The organism is Candidatus Bandiella numerosa (genome assembly GCF_029981845.1).
Classification (GTDB): domain Bacteria; phylum Pseudomonadota; class Alphaproteobacteria; order Rickettsiales; family Midichloriaceae; genus Aquirickettsia; species Aquirickettsia numerosa.
In genome coordinates this window covers 1,353,595-1,377,175 of record NZ_CP104164.1, presented here as the reverse complement: position 1 = coordinate 1,377,175, position 23,581 = coordinate 1,353,595, and the positions used below count along the sequence as shown (strand labels likewise).

Sequence of the window (23,581 nt, the reverse complement as noted above, 5' to 3'; positions counted from 1 at the left end):
ATAACTTGATGATAGTATTTTTAAGAGATTTTATAGCATCTGAGCCTAATGCACCTTGGATACATGGCGAAGATGATGTGAATAAATCACCAAAAAGACTCAATTTAAATGTTAAGTTATTTTAGGTGATTTGTATAAATACCTATCTGAATTATGCTATACTTTAACGTTTGGCAAATCTTTTATACATCGGCTTATAGTCGATATAAAGTGCATTACTGATTTTAGGGTCATTATGGTCCATTGGTGCTACACCTAATATTGGAGCAATTTTAGATATTATACTTGAGACCACTGGCGCAGCAACCATACCACCTGTTGCAAAACCATGATTAATACTATTTTGTTTTGGTTCATCAATAAGAATTAAAACTGCATATTTTGGATCATTCATAGGAAATGCTGCTTCACATAATGCTATGTTTATTTTTTTACTATATCTGCCATTAATAATCTTTTCTGCTGTTCCAGTTTTTGCTCCTACTAAATATTCATCTACATTAGCTTGTTTTGCAAAGCCATTTGTTGCAGTTAATCTCAAGATTTTATTCATTAATAATGAGGTTTGAGGTTTAAATACTTGTATTCCATTATCTTGGTTATTTTTATCCTTTATTATGGTAGCCTTTCTAAGAATTCCCTTATTTACTATGGCTGAAAAAGTTTGAATTAGATGGATTGGAGTTATAGATATGCCATGTCCAAAACTCATTGTAATTGAAGTAAGTTCTTTCCATCTTCTATCGGTTGGAAATATTGGACTAGATTTTTCCGGAACTTCAACATTAATTTTTGTTAGCAATCCCAATTTTTTAAAATATTCCTTTTGCTTTGCAATGCCAACTTCTTTAATGATATGAGAAACCCCAATATTTGATGAGTACATTAAAATTTCAGGAATTGATAAAATTCCACCTTTACCTCTATAATCTCCAATTTTATAACTACCAATTTTGATAGGCGTGGATACATCAAATGAATCTGTTAGGTTAATTTTACCAGAATCTATGCCTATAGCTAGAGTAACAGGTTTTAATACTGATCCCATCTCATATACGCCTAGAGTTGCCTGGTTAAATAATTTTTTATTTGAAATTTCTTTAATATCATACGGATTAAAATCTGGCAAACTAACGGAACTAATTAGTTCTCCTGTGTTTACGTCCATTATTATGGCAGTACCACCAATTGCATCATGTAATTTTATCGCATCACTTAGTTCTTGTTTTACAGCATATTGCACCCTTGCATCCAGGCTTGTTTGAATATTTGGTTTTGTCGAGTTATTTAAATCGATATTAAAAGAGGATTCTATACCGGATACACCATTATTATCTATGTCTACGAGCCCCACCAAATGTGAAAATAAATTTCCATGTGGATAAATTCTTTTTTGGTCGTTTATAAAATGTATACCTGGAATTCCTAAGTTGTGTAATTTCTGTTGTTCTAACGGTGTTAAATGACGTTTCAGCCATATAAAATGGGTATTTTTTACAAGCTTATTTTCTAATTCGGTAATGTTTATATCAATAACTTTTGAGATAGTTTTTAGTGATTCAATTGAGTTAGTAAAATGTTTTGGATATATGTATGCTGATGCTGTAGGTAGTGTTGATGCTAGAATGATTCCATTTCTATCAACAATATTATTTCTGATATTTACTTTGGTTTCAACATCATGAATATTTTGTAAATCACTATAGCTAAAAATTGATAAATCAAAAATTCTTAATATCAATGTAAGTAATATTATGAACGTACTGAAAAATACAATTTGTACCCGTCTATGACTTGTTTTAATGACATCGCAATCAGATTTTTCATTTATGTATATTATTTTTATACTGCTCATTACTCATCTAATGTTTGATAGTGATTTTTATCTAGACTTTTTAGGTTTAGATATTTTTTTTGTAATTTATTAATTCTTTCAGGGGTTGTTAAATATGCAAACTCAGCTTTAAGTATTTGGATATTATTCTTTTCCTGTGAAATTTGATTATTTAGCCAATTCAATTCCTTATTTTGAATTATAACTTTTGATTTAATAAAAAATAAAGTTGATATAGCGACAATTAGCACAGCGCTATAAATCATAAATAATAGTGGTATTTTTAAGTTCATACTATTTTCCTTAAAGCTCTTAATTTAGCTGACCTTGCTCGTGGATTGTTTCTTATTTCTTTATAAAGAGGAGTTATAACTTTTTTATTTATTTTTTCAAAATTTTCTTTAGCAGATAAATCTGTAAAAAATTTTTTGACTATCCTATCTTCCAATGAATGAAATGAAACAACGCATATTATACCTCCTGGCGCTAGCAAAGGTGGTAATTTGTTCAAAGCTAATTCAATGTTTTCTAATTCATTATTGACTGCAATTCTAATTGCTTGAAAAGTTTTTGTTGCAAAGTGAAGTTTGTCACTATACCTCTTTATTCCAATTGCTTCTACTAATTCAGAGGTGGATTTTATTTTTTCTTTTTGCCTAAATTTTACAATATTCTTGGCAATTATGCGTGATTTTCTCTCACCTCCAAGTTCATATATTAAATTGGCTAGCTCTTCTTCATATAACGAATTAATTAAGTGTGTTGCAGATGTTGGTAATGAACTATCCATTCTCATATCTAAAGGTCCATCACCACTAAAGGAAAATCCTCTCTCTCTGTTGTCTAATTGCATTGATGAAACTCCTAGGTCAAAAATAATTCCATCAATTTTGCTAATATTTAGCTCATTTAAAATTATATCAATTTTTTGAAAATTTTTATTTATAAAATTGAATCTATCTTCGAAGGTGCTTTTGAAATTATTAGCATATACTTCAGTGCTTTGGTCGCAATCTATACCTATAACCTTGCAACTGGCTTTTTCTAATATTGCTTTAGTATAGCCACCAGCTCCAAAGGTTGCATCAACATATATTTTGTCATTTGTTGGGTTTAATACCTCAATAACCTCATTTAATAGCACTGGTATATGATCAAGTTTTTCCATGTTTTTTATTCTATTTCTTTTATTTTTGGAGACGAAAATGAGGTTTCTTTCGCAATTTGTCTCGCTTTTTTATAGTAAGCATTAAATTTATCCTTGTCCCAAATTTCAAATGTTAAGCCTTTTCCCACAAAAAATACTTTTTTATTGAATTTTGCAAAATTAACTAATCTTTCTGGGAGTGATACTCTACCTTTTGAATCTAGTTGCATAGGAACGCAATCAGCAAGAACTGCAGTTGCAATTGCATCTCTTTTATCTGAAAATAGCTCCATACCTTCTAAAAAATTTTGTAAGTTACTTATTCTTTCAAAAGTACATACCTCAATGCACTCATTAATAAAAGAACTATACGCATAAATCTCCCTACTAGCTTTATATTCCAAGATATTTCTAAAGCTTGCTGGAATGGAAATTCTATTTTTATCATCTATTTTACCCTCATAAGTTGAGAGAAAAATGGTGCTACCGTTGTTCATTTATCTAAAAATACAAGTAAAAACTTTAGGCTATACCTTACCTCTTCATTATATAGCATAATTGTATGGGATATAATAGTATTATTTTGGGATATTTTGGGATAAAAAGGGAAAATTTTTTGTTTTTGGTGTAAGAATTGCCTATTATCAGATTTTACGGTCGTTTTGTAATTTACGTTAAGATTGAGGTGGTTCCTCAGATTTTTTTGGCAATTTAGTTGGATTTATTTTTCTAAAACAGTGCTAGCAAAACTAGATAAATGATGTAGTTAAAGAATTTTTATGTATACTACGGGACATATAATGAACAATTAAAAAATGAAAATAGTGTATGTTTACTAAAATGATCTCTATACCTGTTATTTTTGGAATATTTGGTTACAATAGATATTATAATCATAATGGGAATGAAATTGCGTATGATCAACTTAAAAGTGATTTAGAATGGTCTTGGGCTAGAGTTCCAAATTTAGATGAACTTATCACTATGTCATATCCATTGGCGATTGCCAATATAGTTATTGAACCATTTATGGAGCGTTTATATCAAATTAATCCTATAGCAAAAGCAGTAGTAAGAGATTGGACTAAAATTCCTTCTAGTATAGTAGCATGGTGGAGTGGAAATGAAATAGGAGGTACTCATATTAAATATGATGAAGGGAATATATATGGTGGTATAACAAAAACTATATGTAAAAGTTCTATAATTGGTATGCATGCAAATTTTAATCATGGCCTAGATGGAGGAGATTTAGAAAAGGTTAGTAGAATATCAAATTATATTTGTGAACCTACTTCAAGAGTATACAATTTAATTTCAAAAGAAAAACAAATACAAAATAATACCGATACTAATTATTTCGAATTTGCCATACAACATGCAGATGCGGAATTATTAATACAAGCATCGGTTGAAGGATTAACTAAAAATGTAGTTGCTGATCAAATTGGTAACTTTTTTGGTCAACTTGGTGTTTTTGGACTATTTAAGGCTACATATGTAGCAATCGAAAATAAATTTATTTTTGTTACAGCAGGTGCAATAGCTAATGGGAATCTTCTACATAATAGGATAGAAATGGTGCATCAGGCTACACCTAATCAGTATTTTAAAAAAGCAATAATTCTAACTTCATTAATAGGGATAGATTTTTGCTTAAAAACATTAGCTGAAGCAATTACGTCGTTTATCATTACACCAACTGTTCGGATGGCACAGGATGGGATTGGCATTATAGTAAAGCAGGGCTGGGAGTATTGGGAACATAAAGAATCAGAAAGCATTGAGAATATAATATCTTCAGATTTATCCATGGAAACTGACAATAGTACAAATCCTCACGTGGATCTATAAATTTAAAGTACCGTCCGCACTTTATATAAAGTAGTATATATATACTACTTATTCCATTTCTATTGTTGCAGGTGGTTTTGATGTAATGTCGTATACAACTCTATTAATTCCTTGAACTTCATTGACAATTTTTCTTGCAACAAGTCCAAGTATGCTATGAGGCAAATCTACATAATCAGCAGTCATTCCATCCACAGAGGTGACAGCTCTAAGTACGCATATATGTTGATATGTCCTTGCATCACCCATGACACCTACAGTTTTAACGGGTAAAAGTGCCACATAAGCTTGCCATATTTTATCATAAAGACCATTTTCCTTCAGAGTATTAATGAATATATAATCAGCTTTTCTTAGGATATCACATTTTTCTTCAGTAACTTCGCCAATCACTCTGATTCCCAAACCTGGACCAGGGAATGGATGCCTATTTAAAATTAAACTTGGCACTCCTAGTTCTTTGCCTAGTTTTCGCACTTCATCTTTGAATAATAACCTAAGTGGCTCAATAAGTTTTAGATTTCCCATATCTTTTGGTAATCCACCAACGTTATGATGTGATTTTATAGTTACTTTTTTACCAGTAGAAGTAGCAGCTGATTCAATAACATCTGGATATATAGTCCCTTGTGCGAGATATCGAATATTTCCAATATCCTTAATAGCGCTTTGAAATGTTTCGATAAATACTCGACCTATTATCTTTCTTTTTTCTTCAGGATCACTTACTCCTTTTAGTTCAGATAAAAACTTTTTTTGAGCGTCAATTGTGATGATTTGTAGATCAAAATTATCTTTTAAGCTTTTTTCGACTTCTTCAACCTCATTATGTCTCAAAAGCCCATTATTAACAAAAATACAATAAAGTTGTTTTCCAATTGCTTTATTGAGAAGAGTTGCGACAACTGTTGAATCAACGCCACCAGATAAACCAAGTGCAACTTTTTCCTTTCCAACTCTATTTTTTATTTGATTTATTGCTTCATCTATAAAAGAGCCCATCTTCCAATCTTTTTTACAATTAGCAATTTTTGTAAGGAATGTGTCGATTAATTTTATCCCATCAAGTGTATGTGAAACTTCAGGATGAAATTGTATTCCAAATATATTTTTTGTTTTATGCGAAATGGCTGCGTAGGGTGCTTTGTCTGTTTTTGCAATAACCTTAAAATCGTCTGGTAATTTGCTTACGCAGTCTCCATGGCTCATCCAGACTTGATAATTATTTTTTGGTTGCCAATAATCATCAAATAACATTGATTTTTCTAGAATTTCTAACTGTGCTGCACCATAGCTTCTTGATGTTGAGCTAGATACAGTTCCACCAAAATCTTTACATATTGCTTGTTGGCCATAGCATATACCTAAAATTGGAACATTTAGTTCATAAATAACTTTTGGTATTTTGGGTGAGTCAAAATCAGTTACAGACTCACTGCCACCAGATAATATTATCGCTTTTGGATTGAAGTTTTCTATCTCTTTATCTGAAATTGAGAACGGCCTAATTTCGCTATATATGTTAAGCTCTCTAACTCTGCGAGCAATCAATTGAGTTAATTGGGAACCGAAATCAAGAATTAAAATTTTATCGTGATTGTTCATATTGTATTTTTGTAGTTGGTGGTTGGTTTTGACTGGTCTAAGCTATGAATGTGGCTTTCTCTCATTCCTGCAGGAGTAATTTTTATAAATTTGCAGTTTTTTTTCATTTCAGCAATATTTTTGTTGCCCGTATATCCCATTGCTGAAGTCAATCCACCAAGTAATTGAGCCACTACATCATTTACTGCTCCTTTATATTCTATAGACCCCTCTACTCCTTGTGGGACTAAATTGGTTTCACCTTTTTGAAAATATCTATCTGCAGAGCCAGCTTTCATTGCCTCAATCGAGCCCATGCCTCTATATTTTTTATACTTTTTGTTATCAATAATAATGATTTTGCCTGGAGCTACATCTGTGCCAGCTAAAAGAGAGCCCAGCATCACACAATCGGCACCAGCAGCAATAGCTTTAACTAAATCTCCAGAAAATTTTATTCCTCCATCGGCTATCAAAAAAGAATCTTTTGCTTTACATATATCAGCAATTTCTAAAATTGCAGATAACTGTGGAACCCCAACACCAGAAACAATTCTAGTTGTGCAAATCGAGCCAGGTCCAATTCCAACTTTCAATGTATCTGCTCCTGCGTAAAGTAATGCCAAAGCAGCATCTTTAGTCGCAATATTGCCTGCAATTATCTCTGCTTGAGGATACAATTTTTTAATTTTCTTTATCGTATCAATAACATTTTGTGAGTGACCATGCGATGTATCAATAACAATTGCATCAACATTTACTTTCATCAATGCCTCTACCCTTTTAATTGTATCCTCTCCAGTTCCTACAGCAGCAATTACTTTAAGATTATTATGCTTATCATGACAGGAAGTTTTATCCTTTAAAAGATCAACTTTGTATTTTTTTACTTTGCTTACCTCTTTACACTGTAAATCAATACTTAAATTTTTATGAATCGCTCCTATACCACCAAGTAAAGCCATTTTAATTGCCATTTTATGCTCTGTAACAGTATCCATTGCTGCAGATATTAGCGGAATTTTAAGGGCAATTTTTTTCGTTAATTTCGTAGTCACATCAGCTTCTTTTGGAATTATATTGGAATAATTCGGTTCAATTAAAACATCATCAAAAGAATACGATTCTTTTATTTTTTTCATTTTTAAAATTCTTGCATTTTTAAAATACTAATATAGTAATAATACCATACAAAGTCACCATATACTACCAACCTAAATATTATGACAAGGAATTTCTTGCAAAATCTTACTTTACTTACAAAAAATATGATAGATGAATTGCCAATTTGTGACATTCATGTACATTTACCAGGAGTAATTTCTCCACGAATTGCTTGGGATTTAGGTATAAGAAATAAATTTATATCGATTAAGAAGGGACAAGATGGTAAATATGTCTATTCGAATGGGTCACAATCTCTATCTGTTTTAGATCCACATGAACATTACATAGACATATTTAAAGAGGGTATAGTGCTAGATGAAAATGCAGAACCTCAGAATCTAGAATATAATATTGATGTAGATAGTTTTAAAGACTTTGATAGAATAATGGCAACAGTTCAAGGGCATAGACATCCGCCAGGTGGCATTCAAACTAAAGATGATATGATGTTTTTACTTGATAGTTACCTAAATGATTGCATCAGACAAAAAATATTTTATACAGAACTTCAACAAAATATAAAAATTGCATATCTACTTTTTCCAGATGAAGATGCTCAAAATGCAAGAAAAAAATTATATCTATTATTTGAAGAAGTAATAAAAAAGTTTAAACAAAAAGGTGTGCATCTCAGATTTTTACACTGTTTTAATAAAACTCAAATGGCAGGAGATCATAAAACTACTCATGAAAGAACTTTAGAGGCGGCTGGTTGGTTGGAAGAGGCACAAAAGATTGTGCCAAATGTATTTGTTGGAATAGAATCAGCAGGTCATGAGAAGGATGAATCTGGATGGCCAGTGCACTTAAAGGCTGGTTATGAAAAAGTTCATGATCTAGGGCTTGGTTGCGAAGCTCATGGTGGAGAAGGAATTGGTGTTGAACACATGTTTGATGTTGTGAAATCGTTACCAATCACAAGATTAGCTCATGGGTTTCAAGTAATTGAAGATATTGAGGTAATTGAATTTATAAAACAAAAAGCAATAACCTTGATAATGATGCCTATTGTTAATTTAAATTTAGGTCTATGTCTTCACGTTAAGCAGGATAATGATAACAAATATATTCCTTGTGCAAAATCAAAGGGAGGAAAAAAAATTCATATCAGAGATTTTTGTCAACATCCTTTTTTTGAGCTATTCAGGAAATTTAAAATGAAAATTACCTTAAGCTCAGATAATCCTAATATTGGTGGCATACCATTAAAAGAAACTATTATGGTACTTGCTGGCTTGAACGATAAGTATAATATACCCGAAAATTTTAGCCCTCTAAGTGCAGAGGAACTTGCAATACTTTGTTATAATGGAGTTGATGTAATTTTTAGCGAGGAAGGGATTAAAAAAGAGTACAAAGACCTGTTGTTTAGTTGGATAAAGAAATATAATTTAGATCAAGGATATATAAATAATTTTTACCAATAGTTTATTTAATTAAGTGATATTTTGAAAAGCAGGGGGTTGATGCTTATTATAAATCTACTTTGCTTTGAAAAATTGCAGTGTAATGCAATAGAGCTATAAAAAGGAGTGGAAATTGTTATTTTGAGTAATAAATTTATTTATTGTATTTGGAAAAATAAACATTTAATATCCAAATTAGAGTGTCTGAAAATATACAATTATGAAAAAATTTAAGATTCCGTGCACGTTTTCTGGTAAGACATCACCGGTTACCTTTTACATAGGGGCTCCAGATAGAGATCATCATCCAATTCAATTTCAGGCTGATTGGCTTTCGAAGGAAAGGGGTGGTACTGTTCCGCCTGAAATTATGAAAAGTCTAGAAGAATTAAAAGCGTTATCAGAAAAAAATGGAGTGCCTTTTGAGGAATTATGCAGTTATGCACTGGAGTCTATTGAAAAGGGGCAATCATTGGAAAGAAGTAAGGAACAAGCAATTTCGACAGATAAGGTTGAAAAAAAGTGATTTTTTTGATTGGTTGAGTCATAAAATATATTAGCTTGAAAAATAAAATATTTGTTGTAGCTTGTAGCTCTTATAGTTATCTATGACAATAAGAATGAAGAATTCAAGGTATTTAGCGTCCATTTTACGCTTGTCTATTGCGTATTGTATTGTAATGTTTTTAACAAGAGCAGCCCTTATAGCTCAAAGTGTATTTTTAAATCAAATAGATGCAAGTACGTTTGATATCATAAAAATAATATTTTTAGGTGAAATTAGTGATTTATCGGTCCTATTCTATATTTTAACTCCTGTATCACTTTTATATCTGATATTACCAAAAGTAGTAATTAATCATAAATTAACAAAATTTTTTGGTGTTACATTTATTTTTATGTATATCTATGCGCTTTTGTTTAATTTGGTTGCTGAATGGTGTTTTTGGGATGAATTTGGAATTAGATATAATTTTATTGCTGTTGACTATTTAGTATACCGCAGGGAAGTAACGGGCAATATATATGAATCTTATCCACTTGTGAAAATTCTTATTGTCATAGCGCTGTTGGTCCCAGTTTTTTATTTTCTAATAGAACGGATATTGAAAAAAATTAAATATAAGAAATTTGGTAAATTTTTTATATTGAAGGGGTCGCTTTTATTGATAATTTTTTTGGGTCTTAGTTATGGCTTTAATCCGAAAAATTTAATTAACAAAGAATTTGATATCAATAATTATGCCATGAATCTATCTTATAATGGATTAGATAGTCTTTTTAGTGCGTTCAATAACAATGCATTGAGCTATGAAGCTTTTTACATTAATTATGATGAAGATAAAGTTTTAAAGAATCTCAGAGAAAAAATATCAGCAAATAATAGCGAGTATATTTCTGATACACTCACTAATATATCAAGAAAAATAACTCCAACTAACTCCACGGGTAAAAAATATAATATAGCTTTAATTGTTGTTGAAAGCCTAAGTGCAGAATTTTTCGAATATTTTGGTAATAAGCAAAAAATCACTCCCTTTATGGATGGACTAATCTCAAAGAGTCTGTTTTTTGATAATTTTTATGCAACTGGTACAAGAACAGTAAGGGGACTTGAGGCAATTAGTTTATCTCTACCACCGTTGCCTGGTAACTCAATTTTGAGAAGGCCAAATAACGAAAATCTTTTTAGTATCGGCTCAGTTTTTAAAAATCTTGGTTATGAGAATAAATTTATCTATGGTGGATACGGTTATTTTGACAATATGAACTATTTCTTCGAGAATAACAATTTTGAAATTGTTGATAGAGCTAATTTTAGCAAACAGGAGATAAACTTTTCAAATATTTGGGGAGTGAGCGATGGGGATTTATTTAATAAATTCATTAGTGAAGCGGATAAGTCATATGATAGCAATATCCCTTTCTTCTCATTGATATTAACGACTTCAAATCATAAGCCCTATACTTATCCTGAAGGTAAAATTGATATTCCATCTGGTTCAGGAAGAGGGGGGGCGGTAAAATATACAGATTTTGCAATTAAACAGCTCATAGAAGATGCTAAGAAAAAACCATGGTTTGACAATACTATTTTTGTAATTGTAGCAGACCATTGTGCTGGAAGTGCAGGGAAAACCCACATACCTCTAAATAAGTATCATATACCTTTAATTATGTATGCTCCAAAGATTTTGAAGCCAGCAATTATAAATAATTTATCTAGTCAAATTGATATTGCTCCAACTTTGCTTGGCATATTAAATGAGCCATATAGCAGTAAATTTTTAGGACAGGATATTATTAACTCACCTGCTAATAGGGCTTTTGTTAGTACTTACCAAAAAGTAGGATTATATTCTGATGATCAATTCACAATACTTGGACCAAAGAAGATGCATTGGGGTTATTCAGTTGATAAGAATTTGGAGCAAAAATTGATTGAATATGATGAGAAGCATCTTTTTGATACGGTGACATTTTATCAATCAACAAGTTATTTGCTAGATAATAATTCTCTAAGAGATTTTTGATTTATTTTTTAGGTTTGTCTGTTTTGATCTAGCTATTGCTAAAGCATTTTCTTCAACATCTTTTGTTATTACACTACCGGCTGCAATCATTGCTTTTGAATTGATTTTTACTGGTGAGATAATTGATGAATTTGAACCAATAAATACTTTTTCTCCAACAAAGGTATGGTGTTTATTTTTGCCATCATAATTGCAAAATACTGTTCCTGCACCAATGTTAACATTATCTGAAATTGTCGCATCTCCAATGTATGATAAATGACCAGCTTTTACATTTTTCATTAAGTTGGAATTTTTCACTTCAACAAAATTGCCAATTTTTGAATTTTTTCCTATCCTAGTTTTTGGTCTGATTCTGGCAAAAGGTCCTATAACCGAACCATTTTCAATAGTAGCTCCTTCAATGTGTGAGAAAGAATGTATAATAGAATTGCTTTCGATATATGTATTACTTCCTATGAATACATTCGGATATATTGTTACATCATTTTGGATATCAATATTGTTTGCAAAGTAGCTAGTTTCAGAATTTATTACCGTAACTCCATTATTTAGTAGTCTATTTGCAATCAGGGATTGATTGTATTTTTCGGCATATACCAACTGATTCCTGTTGTTGATTCCAATTACTTCATCCTCTTTTGCAATAACGTAGCTACAATTTTTTTGCTTTTGGTTTAAATATTTTACTATATCTGTTAGATAAAATTCATGATTCAGACTATATTTATTTTTGCCAGTTACATGTAAAAAATCACATAGAGCTTCTTTTTTCACCAAGACAATTCCTGAATTACATAATTTAATTTCTTTTTGCATTGCAGTGGCTTCTTTTTCCTCAATAATTTCTGATATTTTATTTTGATTATCGGATATGATTCTGCCATAACCTTTAGGATTGCTGGAGTTAAAGCCAATTATGCATAAATCAGAACCACCTTTAATTTCATTATGCATATTGAATATAGTTTCTTTTGTAACAAAGGGAGTATCACCGTATAAAATAAGCACTAAATCATTTAGAGACTCAATATTATCGCATGCAATCTTAACTGCATCTCCTGTTCCCAGCCTTTTACTTTGAACTATTTCATGTAATTTATACTTATCATGTAGTTCCTGAAAGGTTATATGATTCTGTAACTCTCGATTTACAACAATATGAGTATGATTTGAACAGCTATTCAATGATATACCTAGCTTTATAACATATTCAACTATTAATTGGGAGCTGATTTTATGCAATATCTTGGGAATGGAGGATTGCATTCTTTCTCCGTTTCCTGCAGATAATATAATAATTGTTGGTTCAAATTTTTCTTGCATAATTAGAAAATATTCCTTATTTGTTTGATTAATTATTTATATAGTAACCTTAATGTTGAAATTTTCGAAGTGGAAATTAGCGAGTATAATCATCGTTGTGTTACTTTCAATTTATTTTTCTATTCCTACATTCTTTTATAATACAAAGGAAGCTAAGTTTTTAATAAATCAGAAAGTGAATTTTGGGCTTGATTTAAGAGGTGGCGTTTCACTAATGATACAAGCTAATCTAGATGATTATATAAAAGAAAAATTTTTGTTAAATGCAGAACAATTTAAAAATAAATTGAAAAGTAGTAACATTGATTTTGACAATTGGGATCTTAAAGAAAATTATTTAAAATTTTCAATTAATACTATTAAGAATAAAGATGCATTAAAGGAAGTAAAAAATCTGTTAAAAAATAAGGATTTTGTTTTGGATGAATCTGGTGATGATTTTGTTATGAAGTTTGACAGCGAATATATTCAAAGATTAACATCAGACGTTTTAAATCAGAGTATTGAAATTATCCGCAAGAGAGTTGATTCCGTAGGCACTAAGGAAGTTGAAATTCAAACTTTTGGGAAAGACATGATATTACTTCAGGTGCCTGGGCTTAGTGATCCTAAAGAGATAAAAAAAATCATTGGAAAAACTGCAAAGCTTACTTTTCACATGGTTAAAAATAAATTCACAGAGAATTTAAATGAATCTGAAAAAATTGCACTATTAATCAATTCAAAGGTGCTTCCTTTGGAAAATGGTAAAGGTGCTCTTATAGTTGAAAGTAGGCCAATTATGACTGGTGACATGTTGGAGTTTGCAAGTGTGGATTATGGCAAATTAGGTGAGTCAGTGATTAGGTTTCGTTTTGGTAATTTGGGTAGAGAAATATTTGCAGACATAACCACAAAAAATAATGGTGAAATGTTAGCAATTGTTTTTGATGATAAAATTATTAGTCATCCTGTTATTAATGAGCCTATATTAGGTGGTGAAGGAATTATATCGGGTAATATGACTCCTGAGATGGCAACTGACATAGCATTGTTGCTTAGGGCTGGTGCTTTGCCGGTACCTCTAAAAATTATAGAAGAAAGATTAGTTGGTCCTACACTTGGAATGGAATCTATTAAAGATGGTATAAAAGCTTGTATAATTGCATCGCTTCTGGTTTTTGCTATAATGTTAGGTTATTACAGATTTTTTGGACTTATAGCAAGCGTTGCATTGGTTATAAATTTTATAATGATGATTAGTGTGCTTTCAATTTTTGGCGCGACCTTAACTTTACCTGGAATTGCTGGTATAGTTTTAACCCTGGGTATGGCAGTGGATGCAAATGTTTTGATTTTTGAAAGGGTAAAAGAAGAATTAAAAAAGGGTATGGTGCCACTTAATGCACTACATAATGGATATAAATACGCATTTATTACAATTTTTGACTCAAATACTACAACCATTCTTGTTGCAATTGTTCTTTATATATTTGGAACGGGACCCACTAAAGGATTTGCAGTAACGCTGATTGTAGGGATTTTATGCTCAATGTTCACTTCTATTTCAATCACAAAAGCCATAATAACATTATGGTATAGGGCAAAAAAACCAAAAATTATTAATTTGTAATTAATGTAAGTGATAAGAAATTTTAAAAGTAAGTTTTTAGACCTCTCACTAAGAAAAAAATTTATTATTTTAATTGCGGGAATCGCAACAATTTCTCCAATATTTTTAATCGGGTTCTTAGCATCTATATATTATTATATTGGCATAGAATCATTATTTAATGATCAAGTGAGTAAGGCTGTTTCTGATACTGTAAATGTAGCTAAATTATATTTAAAAGAAAATAACGAAAAGATTAAATTTGAACTTCTTCAAATTGAAAAAGCTGTTGAAAAACAAATTAAAATCGTAGATGAAAGTGGTGAGTTAAATTTTATACTTGATGAACAAGTAAAAAGCAGAGGAATTTCAGAGGCAATAATTTTCACAAAAGATGCTGTTATAGCCAAAAATTCACTTAGTTTTTCGTTTATTTTTCAAAAGATTTCTCCCCAGATTTATAAAATGGTGGATGAGAAAAAGATAGTCCTACTAGAGAATCAAGGGGGAGACAATATTAGAGCAATTACAAAATTAGATATAGACATAAAATTAGGGGACGTATTTTTTAAAGATGTATATCTAATGATTGGAAAATATATGGATAAAGAAATCATAAATTATTTGAGAAAGACTCAAGATTCAAAAGATAAATATTACTATTTATTAGCAGATTTGAAATTTACTAAAAGGAGTCTACAAGTTACTTTTATAATTCTATCATCTTTAATGTGTTTTTTTTCATTTGTTATTTCAGTGAAGTTAGCAAATATTATAACCAATCCGTTAAATAGGCTTTTAGATGCAACTGCTAAAATTAAAAAGGGTGACTATTCTATTAGAGTTCCTGAGCTTCAATCAAATGATGAGGTTTCTCAACTAGGTAAAGCATTTAATAAGATGACAAGCACTATAGAAAAGCAACACAATGAATTAAAGATTGCTTATAAGAGTATTGATGAAAGAATAAAATTTATAGAGACAGTTTTGAAGGAAATTTCATCTGGTGTTATTGCAATTGATAAAGATGGGAGTATATCATTATATAATTATTCAGCTAAAAAATTGCTTGGTCTAGAAAATTTTGATAGCAAGACAAAGATATTTAAGGTAATTCCAGAAATTGCAGACTTAATTTATCTCATACAGAATGAACCTGGCAATGTATTTAATGAAAATATAATTATCAAGAGGAAGGGAAGAGCTATACATTTGTTTATTAAAATTGGAGCGGTAATAATTGATAGTAAGATTAGTAATATAGTTATTAGTTTTGAAGATATAACGCAATTGGTTGTGGCTCAAAGAGAAGCTGCTTGGTCAGACGTTGCCAGAAGAATTGCACATGAAATCAAAAATCCACTTACCCCAATTCAACTTTCTGCAGAAAGATTAAAAAGTAAATTTTCTCAACAAATCGATAAGAAAGATGTGGATAATTATAATAAATATGTTGATGCGATCATTAGAAATGTTAATGATATTCATTCAATAGTGAGTGAATTTATACAGTTTGCAAGAATACCTAAACCTAAATTAAGCTCTCATGATATTAAACAGATAATTAAGGAAGTAATTTTTAATCAACAAAATGTTTTTAGAAAAATTAAATATTCATTTGATTATGAAGTGGAAAATCAGTATGTTACATGTGACAAAACACAAATTACGCAAGTATTGACGAATATTGCAAAAAATGCTGCTGAATCTATACTTTCCAAATATGTAAATAATGAAGAATTAGGTGAAATAAAATTCTTCATAAAACAGATTAAGAGCAATGTTTTGGAAATATCGGTTAAGGATAATGGAAAAGGGATAGAGCAAGGTTTAATTTATAGGATAGCAGAGCCATATATCACAACCAAAGCATCCGGTATGGGTTTGGGGTTGTCAATTGTTAAAGGAATACTTGAAGATCACGATAGTCAGCTTCATATATCGAATATCAAGAATGGGGTTAAAGTGTCATTTAATTTAAAGATCAGTAATAAAAATGAATAAAAACAACAGACTTAGAGGAATTGGATACATGATATTGAATTCTTTTGCATTATCATTTATTTATATATTGATGAAAAAGCTTTCTATTGACTTGAATTCAAGCCAAGTGGTGTTCTTTTATAAATTTTGCTGTTTAATCATTATATTGCCTTGGGTGTTTAATGAAGGAATGCAAATATTAAAAACTCCGCAACTAAAATTGCATATATTGAGAGGGTTTTTTAGTGCAGCTGGATCATTGTTTTTTATGTATTCTTTGCAGTATGTAAAGGTTGTTAATGCTACTGCTCTATCGTATTTAGAACAGGTGTTATGGGCAATTATCGCAATATTGTTTTTTGGGGAAAAATTTTCTTTTTCAAAATTTATTGCAATTTTTGCTAGTTTTTTAGGAGCGCTGGCAGTTATTTATCCTGGTTTAATCAATCTATCTTTTCCATTTGTTGATGTTAGTAAGGTGTCGGTTACGGATTATAATCAATATTACACATTTACTTTTTTAGCGGTACTTAGCTGGACAGCCAACAGTATATCTGTAAAAATTTTAGGAAAAACTGCAAAGAATAAAACACAAGCGTTTTATTCTTTATTATTCTCTTCATTTTTTGCATTTCCTGTAGCTTTTTTAAATTGGAAATATGTTAATATTGGTTTTAGTTTTCCAATACCTGATGAATTTATGCCGTTTTATAGCTTAGAATTAAAACCTATTTATGCACTATACTTTATTGCTATTACTATTTGTTATGTAACTCATTCTATTGCCTTTTTTAAGGCAATGAAAAAGGCTAATATGTCTTCTTTAGCACCATATCATTATTTTAAAATTATATTTGTAGGTGTTTTGGGGTATTTAATATTTGGTCAATCTCCAGATGATTCAGTATATTTTGGATATATACTAATAATTGGTTCTGGTATTTTCTTAATGAAGCATGAGCATAAAATAAACAAGAGGGAGAAAGAGCTAATCTCTATCTAGTCTTTTGATTACTTCAAAATATTTTAAATATTTATTTATGATGCCCTCGCAAAGTTTATTTTTTAAATCTATGTTTGTTTTTTTTAATTGCTCACAATTAATTTTTAATAAATCAAAAATTTCATTGATGATGCTAATCATGGATTTAAAAAAAAATTCATCTCTTATTACCTGAGTAAATAGGCATGAATCATAATTTTCTAAATTGTTGAAATGAAGAGTTTTTTCTTTATGCAATTTATAATTTTCTATTTTAATTAAATTTATAATATTTTCAGAAACGATTACAAATAAATTATCTTTGAACAAATTTAAAAATGATTTAATAGTTTTTAGTTCTAAAAAATCATCCTCATCCATAATTATTATCTTATGCTTTGAATTGACTGGATTGATAGATAGCTGTAGCAAACTTAATAACGAATCAAATTCAAGTTCAGACTTTAAAAAAAGAATATTCTTTAAGGTTTTATTATATTCTGATAAAGACAAATAAATATGATATTGTGTTAATAAATTTTCTTCATTTTGATTATTTTCAGATTCTTTTAAAGTATTGAGTATACTTGCATTATCAAGGTATAAATTTTTAAATTTTTCATAAACAAAATAATCTAATTCGGCAAGGATAAGAGAAACTGCAAGTGAAAAATTATCTTGTAAAAATGAGTAAATGTAAAAATCAATATTTATATTTTTAAATTCTTGTACAGGGAAATTAATTCCTTTAATAATTTCATCAAACTCTTCTTGTGAGAAACCTCTCATTAATAAGGAGGTAAAAAATGAGCTTATTTGAGCAGGAGTAGCTCCTCCCTTTAGACAGGCATTCATGCACTTTTTAACATCATCACTGTTCAATGCTTGATTTTGAATTGACTGATTAATTAAGCGCTTTATTATCATTTTTGAAATTAAATATTTTATAAGATATACTAATCAAACCTGCTAAACTAATCAACGCACAACTAAGCCAAATAAAATTTATCATAGGATTGTATTGGATATGCATAGTGATTTTTTCCGAACTTTCAGGTGAGTTAATTGAGAAATAAATATCATATAAAACATGATTTATAGTGTCAATCTCTACAGTTTGTTGTTTTTCAATTGGGAAAAATCTTATCTCTGGATATACCTTGATATTGTTATCAATCGATATTATTGCAGTCTTGGTTAGGTAATTAGATTTTGTTTGATAATCTATATTTTCTAATTTAATACGCATATCCTTAAATAAAATAGTTTCTTCCAATTTGACTGTTTTTATAATCTCATCTTTTAGCCCATAGAACATTGAAATTGAGAAAATTAATAATGCAAATCCTCCATGAGCAATTGATACAGGTAATTTTCTAAAAGTTCTGGATTCTATGAATATTTGCACAGACGATAAAATCAAAGGTACTGAAATAAAAATTCCAAATATTGAGTATAAATTTCTTACTCCTAAATAATAACAAATAGTAAAAGTGCAAATTAAGGAAGCAAAAATATAATTGAGAGTAGCTTTTATGGATTTTTTTTGTGATGTGCTGTTGATTCCAAATATGCATAATGCAACTAATATTAAAGTAATTGGTGGAACTAAAAGATTGTAATAATCACTATTGATAGATAAATATTTTTGAAACACTACTTCCATAAATAATGGATATAAAGTACCCAGAGAGATAACAAATGCTATTATGCAGAGTATTATATTATTTAGTAAGATGTATCCATTAATATTCTTCTTTTTTGTTGTAGCTATATGTAACTTTTTAAAGTTAAGGGCGTATAACAACAAGGCGGAGCCTGAGATAAAAAATATTGAGATAAGAATAAAAAATCCTCTTTTTGAATCTTGAGCGAAAGAATGAACTGATGCAATTGTTCCTGACCTAACTATAAATGTTCCGATCATTACTAATGTGAAGGTTAATATACTTAGTAATATTGTCCAATTCAGCTGGTACGTAGATTTTTTAGGAAATTTCATTGCATGAATTAATGCTGTTGAGGTTATCCATGGTATCAGAGAAGCATTTTCTACAGGATCCCAAAACCAGAATCCTCCCCAGCCCAATTCTCTATATGCCCACCATGCACCAGAACCAATACCGACGGTTAAAAAGCTCCAAGCAAGTAGTATCCATGGTTTTATTGATTGGATCCAGTAATCTGTATTTTTTGATATAAGTACTGATAAACTTGCTGAAAATGGTAATGAAAATCCAACATAACCAAGATATAATATTGGGGGGTGGAAAGAAACGCCTATGTCTTGTAATAGGGGGTTCATTCCCAGCCCTCTAACAGGGGCAGGGATGATCCTTTCAAATGGATTGGATGTGGATATTGTATATAAGATAAACATAAACGTTAGCGCAGCCTGAAGAGTTAGTGTAAGATTTTTTGTTGGTAAATTATTATTACTAAAAACTCCAAACAGAAATGTAGGAAGGGAAATTGAAATGATCCAAAGCAGCATTGAGCCTTCATGATTGCTCCAAGAACCAGCTATTTTATAAATTAGGGGTTTTAATTTATGAGAATTATAAAGCACATTTAAAACGGAATAATCAGATATAACATAGCAAGCAATCAAAGCTGCAAAGCTTAATATAGTTGATATAGCAATTATACCCCATAAAAAAATTGTGATTTTCAATCTTTTGTGCTTTGGGAATACAGCGTTAAAAATTATCAAAAGCAATAGTATCAGTGATAAATGTAGAAAAAAATTTCCGACCTCAGCAAACATTATTCACCCGATATACTTACAGACTTATTACTTTTGAGTTACTTATAATATAAATAATTAATATATCAATATAATTCAATGGATATAGAATATCACTACTATATTACATATTTGATAGCATTAACATCTGGTTTTGAAATTCATGAAGCGTATACAATTGCTTATAGTTCTCAGTTTGTAGATGATAATCATAAAGAATATACCATATACAATGCAAATAATAGTCAAGATTGTTATAGAAATTTTATTTCTGCAATTAATGAGAGAAACCTAAATTCTCAAAAATTAAATAGCATACTCATTCCATTTCACTTTTTGCCAGATATTAAAATTAAAGATATTAGAAAAGATGGGAAAATTCATCCCCTTAATACTGTAAAAAATTCTAAATTTGCAGAGTACGTTTTAGTTAAGGCCTTAGAGAGTGGTAATTTATACTGGATAGGCATTGCTACGCATGCCTATGTCGATACATGGGCTCATCAGAATTTTGTTGGAATAGTTAGTAGTTATAATGCCCTTGATAACTGTTTAGCTAAATTGTTGCCTAATATTGCACATTTAGATGCACTGGATAAACCTGATTTAGTAGGGCTGATTTGGAAAGATTCAAGACTAAAAAAAGTTAAGATTAATAATGTGCATAGATTTACCCAAGCGTCCAAAAAATTGCTAAATCTGTACATAAAATTCACTGGTCACTATAATTTTAATAAAAGTCAATTTATTTCCGAATTAGAGTGTATAATGAAAAATGATAATCTAAATTGTTATTTAGACGTAAAGAGGTTAAGAGGCAAAAGATTGCAACAATATAACTGTATTGCGAAAAAAAACTCCAATTTTGATATTTTGAAGTATAAATCTCAGTTATGGATGGAGGAATCAATTACTAAGCAAAATAGATATGTTTGGAAAAGAAATATAAATTATAAAAAAAGCAATTGGTTTAAGTTTCAAGAATCCATAAAAGATCATCATACTTTTGTTATTTCAAATTTGAAATTAGGGTGGCATTGAACGCAGTTATTATATATCATTTGGAAGTAATAAAAATATAAAAATTATGACAATTTTATTTATTTCGGGAAGTACCAGAAAGGACTCATTTAATACAAAGCTAGTTAAATTTTCTTATAATTATGCAATTAGTATTGGTATTAAATCTGAGCTGGTAGATTTAGCAAATTATGATATTCCAATGTATCAGGGTGATTTGGAAAGTGAAAATGGGCTCCCTCAGGATGTAAAAAAACTAAAAGAATTATTTTATAATTCTAGAGGCTTATTTATTTCTACGCCAGAATATAATGGATTTTTTCCACCACTGTTAAAGAATACAATAGATTGGTTAAGTAGATCTGAAGTAGAGGATGAAGAGCCACTGAAGGTTTTTAAGGGTAAGGTTGCAATGATTGTGGCGACATCTCTTGGTAAGCTTGGTGGAATAAGGGCTTTGCAACATTTAAGAGTTCTTTTAAATAATGTAGGAATTAATGTTTTACCTAATGAAATAGGGATTCCATTAGCTATGAAAAATTTTGATAAAGATGGAAATTTGGTGGATGAAGATTTGAAAAATATCCTTTTTAGTCACATTAGCAGTCTTAAGAATTTTATAAATAAAGATAGTAATAACAAAAATTGTTAAGTGAGATTCTCTAATACTAATCACCTAAAATAACTTAACATTTAAATTTAGTCTTTTTGGTTATTTTCTCATACCATCTTCGCCATGTATCCAGATATATTAGGCTCAGAGGCTATAAAAATCTTCTGAAAATACTGATTTATCTGTCAACTTATTTTTGGTGATTGGTATAATAATAATTTTAATTAAACAAAAATGTGATACATTTAAAGTTGTAAGGAATTATGTATGAGGCGCGGTGAAACAGTTAGTAAAGTTATTCTTATTTAGTACTCCATCTTGGGTATATTTACTGTTATTGTATTATATATGGGGTGAGATTAATGCCCCCAAAGAAAAAGTCATTCAATTGAAAAAGACAATTATCGCTCCTATCATTATGATATTATTGCTTGCTCATACTTTAATGAGCGCACCAAATTTAGACGATCTAATTGTATATTTATGCTTAGTAGCAATTTTTACTGGAATCAGTATAAGCTACTTCATAATTGCCACAAGAGATTCTATATTTGATGATAATAATCAACTAAAAATTCCATATTCTAAAATCACCTTTATGTATGTTATAGCTATGTTTATAAGTAAGTACTATTTTCAGTATATAATTGGTGTGAATAAAGAAATACTAAATGATTTCTTGTTTGAGGAATTATACATTATTATTTTTTCTATATTTACTGGTTTATTAATAGGAAAATCAATAGGGTATTTTTATAGTGTAAGAAAATCTAAAATCATTAAGGAATATAAATTCAGTAAATTCATCTTAAGGTAGAATAAAAAAAGATTGAACTTGCACATTGGTAATTATTTCTATTGCCATAGGTTTGTTTTTAGGTAGAATAACTTGAGAGCGTTGCTATTGCGGTTTCCGGTGGTTTGGGAGTTTTATTGGAAGCTAATTCGGTTGTAGAATTTATAGTTTCTGGCAAAAGTGCTCAAGGACCTTGTCGCCTAAATAATACATAATACAAAAATAAGAGTAGCCATAAATAACATATTTGATAAAAAATTTGGTAATCTACATAATAAATCTAGGTTGGAGAAAACTAACCTAGGTTTATTGTTTGATAAATCAACATTGTTGCTTAACGATAATTTGGATTTAATTTTAGAGTGTGAAAAAGTTAAAAATTTGTTGTTTTACTCTATATGCCCTTTAGATTTATTAAAAATAAGTGAAAAAATTCAAAATTTAAATAATGTTGATATTAATCAATTTTATCTTAAGGATTTAAATGAAGATGAAATTAATTTATTGAAAAAATATGATTTAATAATTAGTTTTTTGTCCCTTCATTATAGTAATGATGTTATTGGTTCATTAATTCAGTATAAACATTTTTTAAATCAAAATGGTTCATTTTTAGGTATATTACTTGGAGGTGAAACACTAATTGAGTTAAAAAGTTGTTTTATTGAAGTTGATGAGAATTTATATGGAAAAGTTTACCCAAGAATTATTCCCATGATTAAACCAAAAATTGTGCCATCACTTCTTCAAAGAGCCAAATACAACAATCCAATAATTACAGTAGAAAAAGTAAAAATTTACTACGACGATCTAAAAAGTATGCTACTCGATTTTAAAAATTTGGGACAAAGGAATTTTTTGAAAGATAAAAGTAATCATCTAGATTATAAAGATTATTTTAAAAAAGTTGAAAGTTTGTATTATGAAAAATTTTCTGAGGAAAATAAAATTTTTGCTACATTTGAATTTATTTTAATTTTTTCTTCAAATAATTAGAA

General features: G+C 29.6%; 20 protein-coding genes. 11 read left to right on the top strand and 9 right to left on the bottom strand.

Features of this window, described 5'->3' with window-relative positions:
- Window positions 1-163: 163 nt before the first annotated feature.
- From N3Z17_RS06560 to N3Z17_RS06545, 4 genes are read right to left on the bottom strand one after another with little or no spacing between them, the layout of a single operon-like run.
- Window positions 164-1,855 (bottom strand): peptidoglycan D,D-transpeptidase FtsI family protein, encoded by a 1,692-nt coding sequence (locus N3Z17_RS06560; RefSeq protein WP_282471915.1) that lies wholly within the window; start codon window positions 1,853-1,855, stop codon window positions 164-166.
- Window positions 1,855-2,127 carry a cell division protein FtsL gene (gene ftsL, locus N3Z17_RS06555; protein WP_282471914.1) on the bottom strand — a complete coding sequence of 91 codons (273 nt, stop codon included), beginning with the start codon at window positions 2,125-2,127 and terminating at the stop codon, window positions 1,855-1,857. Before ftsL ends, N3Z17_RS06560 begins: the two co-directional genes overlap by 1 nt.
- Complete coding sequence (gene rsmH, locus N3Z17_RS06550) at window positions 2,124-3,002, bottom strand: 16S rRNA (cytosine(1402)-N(4))-methyltransferase RsmH (RefSeq protein WP_282471913.1); 879 nt, start codon at window positions 3,000-3,002, stop codon at window positions 2,124-2,126. The genes ftsL and rsmH overlap by 4 nt, the downstream gene beginning before the upstream one ends.
- Window positions 3,003-3,007: 5 nt before the next feature.
- Window positions 3,008-3,478, bottom strand: a complete 471-nt coding sequence (locus N3Z17_RS06545; protein WP_282471912.1) for a division/cell wall cluster transcriptional repressor MraZ — start codon at window positions 3,476-3,478, stop codon at window positions 3,008-3,010.
- 331 nt (window positions 3,479-3,809) lie between these two features.
- Here N3Z17_RS06545 and N3Z17_RS06540 point away from each other — a divergent pair, with 331 nt between their 5' ends.
- A complete protein-coding gene (locus tag N3Z17_RS06540) occupies window positions 3,810-4,835 on the top strand; it encodes a hypothetical protein (protein WP_282471911.1) in 1,026 nt (341 codons plus the stop codon).
- A gap of 48 nt (window positions 4,836-4,883) precedes the next feature.
- On the opposite strand, the gene guaA is transcribed toward N3Z17_RS06540, so the two are convergent.
- Together guaA and guaB are read right to left on the bottom strand one after the other, a co-directional pair.
- The gene (guaA, locus tag N3Z17_RS06535; protein ID WP_282471910.1) at window positions 4,884-6,440 is read right to left on the bottom strand and encodes a glutamine-hydrolyzing GMP synthase; all 1,557 of its coding nucleotides are present in this window, start codon (window positions 6,438-6,440) and stop codon (window positions 4,884-4,886) included.
- Window positions 6,437-7,561 carry an IMP dehydrogenase gene (guaB, locus tag N3Z17_RS06530; protein WP_282471909.1) on the bottom strand — a complete coding sequence of 375 codons (1,125 nt, stop codon included), beginning with the start codon at window positions 7,559-7,561 and terminating at the stop codon, window positions 6,437-6,439. The genes guaA and guaB overlap by 4 nt, the downstream gene beginning before the upstream one ends.
- Before the next feature lie 81 nt (window positions 7,562-7,642).
- Between guaB and N3Z17_RS06525 the strand changes: the two genes are divergently transcribed.
- The 3 genes from N3Z17_RS06525 to N3Z17_RS06515 all read left to right on the top strand — a co-directional run bounded on the left by N3Z17_RS06525 (window position 7,643) and on the right by N3Z17_RS06515 (window position 11,526).
- Window positions 7,643-9,013 carry an amidohydrolase family protein gene (locus N3Z17_RS06525; protein WP_282471908.1) on the top strand — a complete coding sequence of 457 codons (1,371 nt, stop codon included), beginning with the start codon at window positions 7,643-7,645 and terminating at the stop codon, window positions 9,011-9,013.
- A 199-nt stretch (window positions 9,014-9,212) separates the two neighbouring features.
- A complete protein-coding gene (locus N3Z17_RS06520; protein ID WP_282471907.1) occupies window positions 9,213-9,518 on the top strand; it encodes a DUF2610 domain-containing protein in 306 nt (101 codons plus the stop codon).
- Between the two features lie 154 nt (window positions 9,519-9,672).
- Entirely contained in the window at window positions 9,673-11,526 is a 1,854-nt protein-coding gene (locus tag N3Z17_RS06515; protein WP_282471906.1) for an LTA synthase family protein, read from the top strand.
- Here N3Z17_RS06515 and glmU read toward each other — a convergent pair.
- Window positions 11,512-12,852 (bottom strand): bifunctional UDP-N-acetylglucosamine diphosphorylase/glucosamine-1-phosphate N-acetyltransferase GlmU, encoded by a 1,341-nt coding sequence (gene glmU / locus N3Z17_RS06510; RefSeq protein WP_282471905.1) that lies wholly within the window; start codon window positions 12,850-12,852, stop codon window positions 11,512-11,514. The genes N3Z17_RS06515 and glmU overlap by 15 nt on opposite strands.
- 52 nt (window positions 12,853-12,904) lie before the next feature.
- Between glmU and secD the strand changes: the two genes are divergently transcribed.
- The 3 genes from secD to N3Z17_RS06495 are packed head-to-tail and all read left to right on the top strand — an operon-like array spanning window position 12,905 to window position 17,429.
- Complete coding sequence (secD, locus tag N3Z17_RS06505) at window positions 12,905-14,464, top strand: protein translocase subunit SecD (RefSeq protein ID WP_282471904.1); 1,560 nt, start codon at window positions 12,905-12,907, stop codon at window positions 14,462-14,464.
- A gap of 9 nt (window positions 14,465-14,473) precedes the next feature.
- A complete protein-coding gene (locus tag N3Z17_RS06500; protein ID WP_282471903.1) occupies window positions 14,474-16,447 on the top strand; it encodes a sensor histidine kinase in 1,974 nt (657 codons plus the stop codon).
- On the top strand, window positions 16,440-17,429 hold the full coding sequence (locus N3Z17_RS06495) for a DMT family transporter (RefSeq protein ID WP_282471902.1): 990 nt from the start codon (window positions 16,440-16,442) through the stop codon (window positions 17,427-17,429). The genes N3Z17_RS06500 and N3Z17_RS06495 overlap by 8 nt, the downstream gene beginning before the upstream one ends.
- Here the strand turns inward: N3Z17_RS06495 and N3Z17_RS06490 are convergent.
- A complete protein-coding gene (locus N3Z17_RS06490) occupies window positions 17,415-18,335 on the bottom strand; it encodes a hypothetical protein (RefSeq protein ID WP_282471901.1) in 921 nt (306 codons plus the stop codon). The genes N3Z17_RS06495 and N3Z17_RS06490 overlap by 15 nt on opposite strands.
- Entirely contained in the window at window positions 18,313-20,175 is a 1,863-nt protein-coding gene (locus N3Z17_RS06485) for a heme lyase CcmF/NrfE family subunit (RefSeq protein WP_282471900.1), read from the bottom strand. Before N3Z17_RS06485 ends, N3Z17_RS06490 begins: the two co-directional genes overlap by 23 nt.
- A gap of 78 nt (window positions 20,176-20,253) precedes the next feature.
- Between N3Z17_RS06485 and N3Z17_RS06480 the strand changes: the two genes are divergently transcribed.
- From N3Z17_RS06480 to N3Z17_RS06465, 4 genes are all read left to right on the top strand, one after another.
- A complete protein-coding gene (locus tag N3Z17_RS06480) occupies window positions 20,254-21,195 on the top strand; it encodes a DUF6765 family protein (protein ID WP_282471899.1) in 942 nt (313 codons plus the stop codon).
- 46 nt (window positions 21,196-21,241) lie between these two features.
- The gene (locus tag N3Z17_RS06475; RefSeq protein WP_282471898.1) at window positions 21,242-21,826 is read left to right on the top strand and encodes an NADPH-dependent FMN reductase; all 585 of its coding nucleotides are present in this window, start codon (window positions 21,242-21,244) and stop codon (window positions 21,824-21,826) included.
- A 238-nt stretch (window positions 21,827-22,064) separates the two neighbouring features.
- The gene (locus tag N3Z17_RS06470; protein ID WP_282471897.1) at window positions 22,065-22,604 is read left to right on the top strand and encodes a DUF6622 family protein; all 540 of its coding nucleotides are present in this window, start codon (window positions 22,065-22,067) and stop codon (window positions 22,602-22,604) included.
- A gap of 288 nt (window positions 22,605-22,892) precedes the next feature.
- Window positions 22,893-23,579 carry a hypothetical protein gene (locus N3Z17_RS06465; protein ID WP_282471896.1) on the top strand — a complete coding sequence of 229 codons (687 nt, stop codon included), beginning with the start codon at window positions 22,893-22,895 and terminating at the stop codon, window positions 23,577-23,579.
- Window positions 23,580-23,581 lie beyond the last annotated feature (2 nt).